General features: G+C 68.5%; 13 protein-coding genes. 9 read left to right on the top strand and 4 right to left on the bottom strand.

All coding sequences use genetic code 11. The features are described 5' to 3' along the window. The first annotated feature begins 260 nt into the window (after positions 1 to 260). The 5 genes from flgM to SGR02S_RS12915 all read left to right on the top strand — a co-directional run bounded on the left by flgM (position 261) and on the right by SGR02S_RS12915 (position 4621). Positions 261 to 569 (top strand): flagellar biosynthesis anti-sigma factor FlgM, encoded by a 309-nt coding sequence (flgM, locus tag SGR02S_RS20095; RefSeq protein ID WP_076078213.1) that lies wholly within the window; start codon positions 261 to 263, stop codon positions 567 to 569. Continuing rightward, entirely contained in the window at positions 563 to 868 is a 306-nt protein-coding gene (locus SGR02S_RS12930; protein ID WP_067110440.1) for a hypothetical protein, read from the top strand. The genes flgM and SGR02S_RS12930 overlap by 7 nt, the downstream gene beginning before the upstream one ends. Positions 869 to 946: 78 nt before the next feature. After that, positions 947 to 1768, top strand: a complete 822-nt coding sequence (locus tag SGR02S_RS12925) for a transglycosylase SLT domain-containing protein (RefSeq protein WP_067110446.1) — start codon at positions 947 to 949, stop codon at positions 1766 to 1768. Then, positions 1765 to 3888 (top strand): flagellar biosynthesis protein FlhA, encoded by a 2124-nt coding sequence (gene flhA / locus SGR02S_RS12920; protein WP_067110438.1) that lies wholly within the window; start codon positions 1765 to 1767, stop codon positions 3886 to 3888. The genes SGR02S_RS12925 and flhA overlap by 4 nt, the downstream gene beginning before the upstream one ends. Continuing rightward, complete coding sequence (locus SGR02S_RS12915) at positions 3878 to 4621, top strand: sigma-70 family RNA polymerase sigma factor (protein ID WP_067110435.1); 744 nt, start codon at positions 3878 to 3880, stop codon at positions 4619 to 4621. The genes flhA and SGR02S_RS12915 overlap by 11 nt, the downstream gene beginning before the upstream one ends. Before the next feature lie 19 nt (positions 4622 to 4640). On the opposite strand, the gene SGR02S_RS12910 is transcribed toward SGR02S_RS12915, so the two are convergent. From SGR02S_RS12910 to SGR02S_RS12895, 4 genes are read right to left on the bottom strand one after another with little or no spacing between them, the layout of a single operon-like run. Further along, positions 4641 to 5129, bottom strand: coding sequence for a winged helix DNA-binding protein (locus SGR02S_RS12910; protein WP_067110432.1), 489 nt, complete (start codon positions 5127 to 5129; stop codon positions 4641 to 4643). Positions 5130 to 5161: 32 nt separating this feature from the next. Next, on the bottom strand, positions 5162 to 5572 hold the full coding sequence (locus SGR02S_RS12905; protein WP_067110429.1) for a hypothetical protein: 411 nt from the start codon (positions 5570 to 5572) through the stop codon (positions 5162 to 5164). 26 nt (positions 5573 to 5598) lie between these two features. Next, entirely contained in the window at positions 5599 to 5979 is a 381-nt protein-coding gene (locus SGR02S_RS12900; RefSeq protein WP_067110424.1) for a hypothetical protein, read from the bottom strand. Positions 5980 to 6037: 58 nt separating this feature from the next. Beyond that, positions 6038 to 6517 (bottom strand): response regulator transcription factor, encoded by a 480-nt coding sequence (locus SGR02S_RS12895; protein WP_255211473.1) that lies wholly within the window; start codon positions 6515 to 6517, stop codon positions 6038 to 6040. Between the two features lie 535 nt (positions 6518 to 7052). Here SGR02S_RS12895 and SGR02S_RS12890 point away from each other — a divergent pair. From SGR02S_RS12890 to SGR02S_RS12875, 4 genes are read left to right on the top strand one after another with little or no spacing between them, the layout of a single operon-like run. Then, on the top strand, positions 7053 to 7700 hold the full coding sequence (locus SGR02S_RS12890; protein WP_067110418.1) for a TetR/AcrR family transcriptional regulator: 648 nt from the start codon (positions 7053 to 7055) through the stop codon (positions 7698 to 7700). Further along, positions 7693 to 9378: an MFS transporter gene (locus SGR02S_RS12885; protein WP_067110415.1), complete on the top strand. Its 1686-nt coding sequence runs from the start codon at positions 7693 to 7695 to the stop codon at positions 9376 to 9378. The genes SGR02S_RS12890 and SGR02S_RS12885 overlap by 8 nt, the downstream gene beginning before the upstream one ends. Next, positions 9375 to 10478, top strand: a complete 1104-nt coding sequence (locus SGR02S_RS12880; protein ID WP_067110412.1) for an HlyD family secretion protein — start codon at positions 9375 to 9377, stop codon at positions 10476 to 10478. Before SGR02S_RS12885 ends, SGR02S_RS12880 begins: the two co-directional genes overlap by 4 nt. Before the next feature lie 2 nt (positions 10479 to 10480). Next, positions 10481 to 11848, top strand: coding sequence for an efflux transporter outer membrane subunit (locus SGR02S_RS12875; RefSeq protein WP_067110406.1), 1368 nt, complete (start codon positions 10481 to 10483; stop codon positions 11846 to 11848). Positions 11849 to 11852 lie beyond the last annotated feature (4 nt).

Raw genomic sequence — 11852 nt, 5'->3', positions numbered from 1 at the left:
AGCGTCCCTGTCTCAAGGGTATAAACGCCAAACAAGTTCAGGGTCCTCTCTGGGGATGACACATGACGTGTCTCCGCGCAGACGGGATCCGGAGCGGCGTGACACCGGCCTTGGTCCCTGCGTCACCGATCCGACGCATCCGACTGGCCGGTCCTTTTTTAACTTTTTCACAACTTCCGCTTAATCCGTCGCCGCGCTCGCCGTTAAGACAGGCACAGACGGTTCCGTCGCTTTTTCGGCGGCACAGGATGGAGGCGAAGATGTCGGGTGACAGCAAGATCGGGCTGCAGGTCGGCGGCGTTGTCCGCATCGGCACCGCGCGCAGGATCGGCGGCAGCGCGCCTGCTGCGACGCAGGCACCGGCGCCCGTCCGTCCCGCGGCCGAATCGCTTCCCGTCACGCGTCTCGCCGGGCTCGCCCGCGACCTCGCGGGGCAGGACGCGCCGGTCGACGCCGAACGCGTCGCCGCGCTGCGCAGCGCGATCGCCGACGGCCGCTACACGGTCGATCCCGGCGCCATCGCGGGCGCGATACTCGATTTCCACCAGCGCCAGGATACGTCATGCTGATGCAGATGGACGAGATGCAGGCGCGGCTCAACGCGCTGGTCGAAGCGCTCGACGGACAGGACCCCGGCACGATCATCGCCGCGTCGGAGGCGCTGGCGACCGCGGTCATCCTGTTCCGCAACAGCACGATCCCGGCGGGCGCCGAACAACGCGCGCGCCTGCTGATCACCCGGACGCTCGGCCAGCTCGAAGCGGCGGCGATCCGCGTTAACATCCTGAAGAACTGGACGCGTCAGAGGATTGACAGAAACCATGCGATCCGTGGCATGGCGGCGCAGGGCGCGGCCCTAACCTATTGATAACCATATAATACACGGCCATTTATAAAAATGGCACGATGATTGCTTCAGGTTTCGCGAACCAGCGGAACCGACAGCATGACGTCTATCAATCCCTCCCTGCCCTCGACCGGAAGCCCGCTTCCCGTCATGGATGCGATGCACAGCGCCTCGGCGCGCACGGGGGTCGATTTCGACTATCTGGTCGACGTCGCACGCGTCGAAAGCCGCTTCAACCCGACCGCCCGGGCATCGACCTCGTCGGCGCGCGGGCTGTTCCAGTTCACCAAGCAGACGTGGCTCGCGACGCTACGCCGGCACGGCGCCGGGCACGGGCTCGACTGGGCGGCGGGCGCGATCGGCCAGGACGGCGCTGGGCGCTTCTTCGTCGCCGATCCCGCGCTCCGCCAACAGATATTCGACCTGCGCGACGATCCCGCCGCGGCATCGAGCATGGCGGCGGCGCTGACCGCCGACAATCGCACCGCCATCGAAGGACGGCTCGGCCGCAGCGCCGAGCCCGTCGACCTCTACCTCGCCCATTTCCTCGGCAGCGCGGGCGCGGTGCGCTTCCTCGCCGCGTGGGAGGCGAACCCCGATCAGCCCGGCGCGACGATGCTGCCCGAGGCGGCCGCCGCGAACCGCTCGGTCTTCTATGCCGGCGACGGCAGCATGCGCAGCCTCGGCGAGATACGCGAACGCTTCCGCGCCAAGCTCGACGAGGACGGCGGCCCCGCCGCGCTTCCCGCCGGGCCCGCCGCCGCACCGGGCTGGCAATTGCATATGGCCCGCTCGGCGGGCGTCGAAGGCGGCCGGGCGCCGCTGCCCATGATGGATATCGAACCGATGCCCCAGAAACTGTCGATGGACTTCGCCGCGCGCACCTATCGGCGCCTCGCCTCGCTGGGAGGCGCGGCATGATCGCCGGTTTCGACCTGCGCCAGGCGGGCCGCATGGCCGGCGCCGCCGCGCTGCCGGTGGCGATGCTGGTGCTCGTCGCGCTGATGGTGATCCCGGTCTCGCCGACGATCCTCGACATCAGCTTCATCGGCAACATCATGATCAGCCTCGCGATCCTGATGGTCGCGCTGTCGGCGTCGAAGCCGCTCGATTTCTCATCCTTCCCGACGGTGCTGCTGCTCGCGACGCTGTTCCGCCTCGCGCTCAACGTCGCTTCGACGCGCGTCGTGCTCGTCCACGGGCACGAGGGGACGGCCGCCGCCGGCCACGTCATCGAGGCCTTCGGCCGGGTGCTGATCGGCGGCGACTATGTCGTCGGCCTGTTCGTCTTCGTCGTGCTGATGATCATCAACCTCGTCGTCATCACCAAGGGCGCGGGGCGCGTGTCCGAAGTGTCGGCGCGCTTCACCCTCGACGCGCTGCCCGGCAAGCAGATGGCGATCGACGCCGACCTCAACGCCGGGCTGCTGACCCCCGACGAAGCCAAGGCGCGCCGGCAGGAGGTCGCGACCGAGGCCGATTTCTACGGCTCGATGGACGGCGCCTCGAAGTTCGTGAAGGGCGACGCGGTCGCCGGCCTGCTGATCCTGTTCGTCAACATCGTCGGCGGGCTGATTCTGGGCATGTCGAGCCACGGGCTCAGCTTTTCGGAAGCCGGCGCCACCTATGTCACGCTGGCGATCGGCGACGCGCTGGTCGCGCAGATTCCGGCGCTGCTGCTCTCGATCGCCGCCGCCGCGATCGTCACCCGCGTCGCGTCGCCGCACGACCTGTCGGGCCAGATCGGCAGCCAGTTCGCCTCGCCGCACGTCTGGATGGCGGTCGGCGGCATCCTGTTCATCCTCGGCCTCGTCCCCGCGATGCCGCAGATGCTGATCCTGCCCGCGTCGGCGCTGGCCTTCGCGATCGGCTGGCAGATGCGCCGCACCGCCGCAGAGGCAGAGGCCGCGCCGCCCCCCGCGGCGCCCGCACCCGACCCGCACCACATCGAATGGGCCGACGTCAGCGACATCGGGCCGTGCCAGCTCGAGATCGGCTATGCGCTCGTCGCGCTGGTCGACGACCGCAAGGGCGCGCCGCTGATGGGCCGGATCACCGGCATCCGCCGCCAGCTGTCGCGCGAACTGGGTTTCGTCGTTCCAGCGGTGAAGGTCACGGACGACCTGTCGCTGCCCGGCAACGCCTATCGCATCTCGATCGCCGGGGTGATCGTCGGCGAGGACGAGGTGTTCCCGCATGAGATGCTCGCGCTCGATTCGGGCGACCTCGTCACCAAGGTCACCGGACGGCCATGCAAGGACCCGACCTTCGGGCTCGACGCGCTGTGGATTCCCAAGGCGTCGCAGAACGACGCGATCGCGGCGGGATACACCGTCGTCGATCCGGCAACCGTCGTCGCCACGCATCTCAACAACAGCATCATCGCATCGGCGGCCGAGCTGTTCGGCATCGACGACGCGCAGGCGCTGATCGACCATCTGAAGGCGCATTATCCGCAGCTGGCGCAGAATCTCTGTCCGCAGGGCTATGCGCTGCCGCGCGTCGCGGCGCTGTGCAAGGCGCTGCTCGTCGAGCGCGTGCCGCTGCGCGATTTCCGCAAGATCGCCGAGGCGATGGTCGCGCTCGCCGGCCAGCAGCTCGGCGACGTCGAGCTGGTCGAGGCGGTGCGCCAGCGCATCGGCGCGCTGATCATCCAGACGATCGTGCCATCGCGCATGCCCCTGCCCGTCGTCACTTTCAGCCCCGACGTCGAGATGCTGCTCAACCAGTCGGTGCGTGCCAACCCCGGCGCCGAATGGCCGTTCGAGCACGGCATGGCGATGAAGATCATCGAGCAGATCGGGCAGGCGGTCGAACCGCTGCTGCTGTCGACGCGCAGCTTCGCGCTCGTCGCCTCGCCGCTGTGCCGGTCGGCGCTGTCGCGGCTGGTGCGCGCGACCTTCCCCGACGTCGCCGTCATTTCCTACCTCGAAATCCCGGCGAACAAGGCGACCGAGATCGTCGCGACGATCGGCGCCGAAGTACCGCGCCTGACCGGCGATTCCGCAGGAGCGATGGAGGAGCATCAGCATGAGGATTGAGCCCGCCGCCCACTTCGCCGGGTCGGCGCAGCCGCTGCGTCCGCACGCCTACCTGGGCAGCGTCGAGGCGCTGGTCGAGGAATATGCGCCGCTGGTGCGCAAGATCGCCTGGCAGGTCTTTTCGCGCGTGGCGCGGACGAACGAGCTGGAGGACCTGATCCAGACCGGGCTGATCGCGCTGATCGAGGCGAGCCGGCACTATGAGGAGCGCGGCTATGCCTTTGCCACCTATGCGACGACGCGGATCCGCGGCGCGATGATCGACCAGCTGCGGCGCGAGGCCGATGTCGGCCGGTCGGCGATGGTCGCGAACAAGCGGCTGCGCGCGATGCGCGCGGCGCTCGAACAGCAATATATGCGCGCGCCGACGACCGCCGAAATGGCGGCGGCGTTCGACATGACGGCAGAGGAATATTTCATGTTCGAACAGAATGCGGCGCAGCGCCGCTCCGCCTCGCTCGACGAGATGATGGAGGCTGGGAGCGTCCTGATCGCCGACGACGCGCTGGCGACGGGCGAGCTGTGCGAGCGAAGCGACCTGCTCGCCGCGCTGCGCGACTGCATCGCCGCGCTGAACGAGCGCGAGCAGATGGTGCTGCAGCTCTATTTCTTCGAGGAGCTGAACCTGCAGGAAATCGGCCGGACGCTCGACGTCAGCGCCGCGCGCGTCTGCCAGATCAAGCGCGACGCGATGGCGAAGATCGAAGCGATGATGCGCGCGCGCACCGAATGAGCGGCGTGCGGCGCGCGCGTCACATCGCGATGGTCCGGCGCGTCTGCCGGATGAGCGCGATCTCCTCGAAATAGCTCGCCATCCGCTCGATGCCTTTCTCGGTCAGCCGGACGAGCGACCGGCGGCGGTCGCGATCGTCGATCGAACGGTGCGCGAGACCGAGCCGTTCGAGCGCCGCGATCATCCGCAGTCCCGACGACAGCGGCACCCCGGCGCCGGTGGCGAGGTCACTGGCGCTCAGATTGCGTCCGCTCGTCTGCGCGACCATCAGGTCGAGCATCATATCCCACGTCGGCCCCGAAAGCGGCTCGTCGCCGAAATGCCCCTTGCGCAGCCGCCGGATCTGGATGTGAAAGGCGAGCTGATCGAGCAGCCGGGCGTTCGCCGCGGCGGCCGTCGGCGCGTCGGGACCGCCATCCGCCTCAGGGCCGCGTGCGGCGAGAAGCGCATGGATCTGGTCGATGCGCGAGCGCAGCTCGGCAATGTCATGGTTCGAAAATTGCTGCATGCGATGCCATCCACCCTCTGGGATTCATCCCGTCAGGCCGCAACCTCGCTCCGTCTGGACGAACCCGATGCATAAAGGATCAGAAGCAGGATCGGGTAGGATATGTAGATCGAAAGCAGCGAATAGGGCCGCGCCAATATCTCCGGAAACATCATCTTCTGGATATGGCCGAAAATGGCGATCAACTGCCATCCGGTGATCCAGTAGGGCCAGAAACGCTGCGTCTTCAGGGCGATGAACCAGAAGCTCAACAGAACCAGCATGTCGATGAAGAAGATATTATATTCGATGCTCGTCCAGGTCGGGGCGGGCGCGACGAGACTGGTGAGGACCGAGGCGATCAATGCCGTATAGGCTGCCCCGCGTTCAAGGGGACCGCCGCGTCGAACCGCGACGGCCACCGTGATGAGCAGAACGGCATAATAGAGCGCCACGGACCCCATGGGACCTCGTCAACCCTGCGCCGGACTCACGACGCCCGGGCGAGCGGCAGCGCCACGACGTCGGCATCCGCCGCGCCGCCGGCGCCCTCGTCGACCAGCGTCGCGCTGGCGGGCTTCACCCCGGCACCGAACATGCGGGTGCCGAGGCCGACCTGCTTCTGCGTCACGGTCAGCGCCTGGTGGGCATCGATCAGCAGCTGGCGAACCTCCCCCGCGGCGGCGAGCGCGTTGGCGATCTTCGCCACCGCTTCCTGGCCGACGATCGCCGACATGTTGGTTTCGCGGCGCGCCGCAGGCAGCGTCGCGGCGAGCTGGGCGATGCGGATCATCGTTTCGTCGATCGCGTCTTCGGCCCGGTGCAGCTCGGCGGCTATCTTCTGCGCTGCGGAAAGGCGTTCGTTCAGCATGATCTTTGGTCCTTGAAAGAGAATGCCGACGGACCCCCCCGCAGCATTCGGTTCGACATCAGGTCAGAACCCGACCAAGGCCGACAAGGATCGAATAGAGGGCGGAAAAGGCCAATATGGTCGCCAAGGCGATCAGGATCGGCCAGATGATCCTTTCCATCAACCCATGCCGGTTGGCCGGCTGGGACGCGGTGGGAAACGGCGTGCCGATATCGAATATCCGCCAAAGCCGACTGCGCCCCGGTCCCGCATCGGCGGGGGGCGGACCATCGCCTAGGTCGTCCAATTGATATGTCAAAGGCTGATAGGGAGTAACCTGACCGAAGACACCGTTACGCGCCAGGATAGTCGCTGCCTCTACCCTGTTGGAAACATTGAGTTTTCTTAGAGATCGTCGAACCCGTTCATCGACGGTGTGCGGCGATACGTTCATCAGCCGCGCAATTTCCTTGGAATTTTTGTGCTCGAAAACGTGCCGCAACGTTTCGATTTGCGCGGCAGAAAGGAGGCTGATGTAATTGTCGGGGTCGCCCTGCACGGCGCCGTGCATAGAGCATCGGGTCCCGAAATCAAGTTTGGCGGGCCGCGACTCGCGGATGTAACCGTTACATGGTCCGACACGCGCCGCCATATCAACCGATGGCACGCCGCGACAGTGAAATCATTTTGCATGGGACTGCCGAACATCGTCTCCCACCCGCCTGCAGGAGGGGCAGCGAGGCTCGCGAACTCGTTCGCTAGTGCATGATGATGTGAGTTGGAATCGTCATTGCGAGCGGAGCGAAGCAATCCAGGGTGGTTTACACCGCTCTGGATTGCTTCGCTCCGCTCGCAATGACGAGGTGAATCAGTCAATGTCATCAGACTCTGGCCGCAGCGGGCTGGGCAACCGCAACGTTGCCGGCCCACCCCCCGATCCCTCCCGCAAGCGGGCACGGAAGATCGAATATAGTTCGAAATGCCCCCGCTCACACCGCCGCCATTCCGATTCCGCCGCTTATTTCACCATATGTTGAATTAATGCGCGGATCACGCTATCGGAACCATGCGGCCAGCGAGAAGGTTCCCGATCGATGCATGGAGCAGCAACGACAGGCGCGGCGTCGCGCCGCGGGCGCCGGCCCGCCGACCGCGGCGACACCGAACGGACGATCCGGCGCGCCGCGCTGCGGCGTTTCGCCGACCTCGGCTTCGACGCCGCCGCGCTGCGCGACATCGCGGCCGACGCGGGCGTCGATCCCGCGATGATCGCCTATCGCTTCGGGTCGAAGCTCAGCCTGTGGAAGGCGGTGGTCGAAGCGGTCGGCGCGGGAAAGATCGACATGCTGCGCCGCACCGCGGCGGCCAAGGCGAGCGCGGCCGCTTCGCCCCTCGCCGCGTCGATGGAGGCGCTCGTCGACCTCTATTGCGCCAACGAGACCGTCCCGCGCTTCCTGCTGCGCGACGCCGGCCACGATCCGGAACGCGCCGCCTGGGTGTTCGACCATGTCTCGCGCCCGCTGCTCGATCATTTCCTGCCGCTGATCCGGCGCGCGAACGAGACCGGGCGGATCGCCACCCCGGTCCCCGAGATGTTCCTCCTCAGCTTCGCCTATGGCGTCGCGGTCAGCGTCGTACGGCGCGAGATGCTCGCCGGCTTCGCGCCGCAACTGGCCAACGACAATGATTTCCGCGCCGCGCTCTACGCGACGCTGATCGAGCCGCGGCTGCGCCATGGCTGAGCCCGCCGCCCCGCCAGCGCCGCCCGCCGGCGGCTATGTCTTCAAGCCGCACGAGCGCCCGCTGATGCCGGGATCGCCCGCGTCGCCCGACCATCCGCTGCGCCGCCAGATCTTCTATCTGCTGATCGGCCTCTATCTCGCGATCGTCGGCGGCTTCCAGAACGGGCTGCTGATCGCCAACCTGACCGCGATGCAGGGGCACCTCGACCTGACCCCGGTCGACGCCGGCTGGGTGACGGTCGCCTACAACATGACCAACGCGTGCATGAGCATCCTGCTCTACAAGTCGCGCCAGCAGTTCGGCATCCAGCGTTTCGTGCGCGCGGTGATGATCGCGCTGCTGATCGCCAATTTCGTGCAGCTGTTCGACGCGGGCTATCGCATGGAACTCGTGGCGCGCGGCGTGTCGGGGATCGCGGCGAGCGGGCTGTCGACGCTCGCCGCCTTCTACATGATGCAGGGCCTGCCGCAGAAGCTGCGCATCGCGGGCTTCCTGCTCGCGATCGGGCTGACGCAGGTCGCGGTGCCGCTGGCGCGCGCGATGTCGCCGCTGCTGCTCGCCGACGGCGACATCGCCAACCTGTTCGTCTTTCAGTTCGCGCTGTCGCTCGTCGCCGTCGGGCTCGTCAACATCCTCCATCTGCCGCCCGGCGAGACGATGCGCTCGTTCGAGAAGCTCGACCTCGTCACCTTTCCGATGCTCGCGGTCGGGGTCGGGCTGCTGTGCGCCTTCCTTGTCCAGGGTCGCATCCAGTGGTGGTCGACGCCGTGGCTGGGCGGCGCACTTGCGGCGGCGGTGGTGCTGATCGGCTTCGCCTTCCTGATCGAGCATTACCGCGCCAATCCGATGCTGCAGACGCGCTGGATGGGAAGCCGCGATCTCGTCAAATTCGCGCTCACCGGGGCGCTGGTGCGCGTCCTGACCTCCGAGCAGAATTTCGGCGCCACCGGCCTTCTCTCGACGGTGGGGCTGGTGAACGACCAGCTCGTCACCTATTATGTCGTGCTCACCGCCGCGACGCTGCTCGGCGCCCTGCTCGCGATCGCGCGGCTCGATCCCACCGACCTGCGCCGCCCGACGCTCGTCTCGCTCGGCGTGATCGCGGTCGGCGCCTGGCTCGACACCCATTCGGGACTGCGCACCGGCCCCGTGAATCTTTATTTCTCGCAGGCCGCGATCGCCTTCGCGGCGGTCTATTTCATGGGACCGATGCTGATGGAGGGGCTGCTGCGCGCGCTGACCAAGGGACCGTCCTATCTCGTCAGCTTCGTCGGCGTGTTCAGCCTGTCGCAGACGCTGGGCGGGCTCGCCGGGGTGGCGGCGCTGTCGGCCTTCCACACGCTGCGCACCAAGGCGCACCTGATGACGTTGGGCCAGACGCTGGCGACGACCAACCCCGACCTTGCGCGCGGAATCGAGACGATCGCCGCCGGCCTGACCGGCAGCATTTCCGACCCGGCGCTGCGCAGCGCGACCGCCGCGTCGCAGGTGGTGCGCGAGGCGGCGCGCGAGGCGACCATCCTCGCCTTCAACGACGTGTTCTTCGTGATCGGATCGCTGGCCGGGATCGCGTTCCTGATCATGCTCGCGCGCTGGGTTTACGATCGGCGGCGCGGCCACAATCCGCTCGCCGCCGAGCTCGAGGCATTGCAGAAGATGAGGGCTGCCAACCTATGACCGACGACCCCAAGACGCCCGCGCCGGCGGAGGCGCCCACCGCACCGCCGGAAGAGGGCTGGAAACCCGAGCAGTCGCGCGGCCGCATCCTGCTGTTCGGCAGCCTCGTGCTGGTCGGCGCGCTCGCCATTCTCTACGCCTGGGGTCTGCCGCCCTTCCGCCCGGCCAGCCAGACCACAGACAACGCCTATGTCCGCGGCCAGACGACGATCATCGCGCCGCAGGTCGGCGGCTATGTCACCGAGGTGCTGGTGCAGGATTTCGAGCGGGTGAAGGCGGGCCAGCTGCTCGTCCGCATCGACGACCGCATCTATCGCGAGCGCGTCGCGCAGGGCGCCGCGAGCGTCGCCGCGCAATCGGCGAACCTCGACAACAGCGCGCAGAGCCTGCGCTCGGCCGAGGCGCAGGTGCGGCTTCAGGACGCCGCGACGGCGAGCGCGCGTGCGCAGCTCGCCCGCGCGCAGGCCGACATGCGGCGCGTGAACGAGCTGGTCGACGCCGGATCGGTGTCGCTGCGCGAGCGCGACCAGACGCTCGCCGCGCTCCGCCAGGTCGAGGCGGCCGTCCGCCAGGCCGAGGCGCAGCGCGCGATCGCCGCCGAGCAGCTGCGCTCGGTCGGCGTCGGGCGCGGCGGGCTGGAGGCGGGAGTCGCCAATGCGAAGGCGCAGCGCGAGCTCGCCGACATCGACCTGCAGAACAGCGCCATCCGCGCCCCGCGCGACGGGCGCCTCAGCGAGGTGAGCGTGCGCGTCGGCCAGCTCGTCAGCCCGGGCACCCAGCTGATGTATCTGGTTCCCGAGCGTCACTGGGTCGTCGCCAATTTCAAGGAGGCGCAGACCGCCAACATCCGCATCGGCCAGTCCGCGACGCTGCGCATCGACGCGCTCGGTGGCGCGAAGCTGAAAGGGCATGTCGAGCGCATCGCCCCCGCCGCGGGCAGCGAGTTCAGCATCATCAAGCCCGACACCGGATCGGGCAATTTCGTCAAGGTGCCGCAGCGCATCGCGGTGCGCATCCGCATCGACGACGGCCAGGCGCTGAGCCAGCGGCTCGGCCCCGGCATGTCGGTCGTCGCGACCGTGCATACGGGGCGACCGTGACGATGCGCCCCGTCCCGCGCGCGGCGCTGGCCCTGCCGCTGCTGCTCGCCGCCTGCGCGCCGCCGATCACGCCGCGCCCCGAAGCAAGCACGGTCGCGCCGCCCGCCGACTGGCGCACCGACCTTCCCGCGAGCGGCGCGATCGACCGGCAATGGTGGGACCGCTTCGGCGACCCGCAGCTCGCCGTGCTGGTCGAGCGCGCGCGCGCGAACAACAGCGACCTCGCGATCGCCGCGGCGCGCGTCGCCGAGGCGCGCGCGCAGGAAAGGGTCGCGCGATCGCTGCTGCTGCCGTCGCTGAGCGCCAGCGCGCCGGGCGCCGAATCGCGCAGCCTCAATCCCTTCGGCGTCGCGACCGAGGGCTTTGCCGCGCAGCCCGTCTTCCAGGCCGCCTATGAAGTCGATCTGTTCGGCCGCAACGCCGCGCAGGTCGAGGCGGCGCGCGCCAACGCCGCGGCGGTCGCGGCGGCGCACGAGGCGGCGACGCTGTCGGTGAGCGCGGCGGCGGCAAGCGGCTATATCGCCCTGCTCGCGCTCGACGCGCGGCGCGAGCTGCTGCAACAGACGCTGGCATCGCGCGGCGAGGCGCTGCGCATCGCGCGCGACCGTGCCGAGGCGGGCTATACCTCGCAGCTCGAACTGCGGCAGGCCGAGGCCGAGTATCGCGCGACCGAGCAACAGGTCCCGGCGATCGAGGCGGCGATCGCGCGGCAGGAGAACGCCCTGTCGCTGCTCGCCGGCGAGACCCCGCACGCGATCGCACGCGGCGCGGGCTTCGGATCGCTGACGACGCCCACCGTCCCCGCGATGCTGCCGTCGCAACTCGTCCGCCGCCGGCCCGACATCGCGCAGGCCGAATATGCGCTCGCCGCGACCGACGCCAGCCTGCGCGCCGCGCGCGCGCAATTCCTGCCGCAGCTTCGCCTGTCGGCGTCGGCCGGCGCGGTGATCTCGTCGGCGCTGTCCGATCCGGTGGGCATCTGGTCGGTCGGCGGCAGCATCCTCGCCCCGCTGTTCCAGGGCGGGCGGCTGCACGGTCAGTTCGACGCCGCGACCGCGCAGCGCGATCAGGCCGCCTTCGCCTATCGCCGCACGGTGCTCACCGCCTTTCGCGAGGTCGAGGACCAGCTCGCGGTGATCGACCGGCTCGGCGTGCAGGAACAGGCGCTGGTCGCGCAACGGACCGCGGTCGCCGACGCGCTGCGCCACGCCACCAACCGCTATCGCGCCGGCTATTCGCCCTACCTCGAACAGATCGACGCGCAGCGCGCGCTGCTGTCGGTCGATCTCGCGCTGATCCAGCTGCGCGCCGACCGCCTCACCGCCTATGTCGCGCTCTATCAGGCACTCGGCGGCGGCGCTGAACGCTAGATTG

It is taken from the genome of Sphingopyxis granuli NBRC 100800, from assembly GCF_001591045.1.
Classification (GTDB): domain Bacteria; phylum Pseudomonadota; class Alphaproteobacteria; order Sphingomonadales; family Sphingomonadaceae; genus Sphingopyxis; species Sphingopyxis granuli.
Note: the sequence above shows the minus strand (reverse complement) of the source record. Positions and strands in the feature narration are given on the sequence as shown.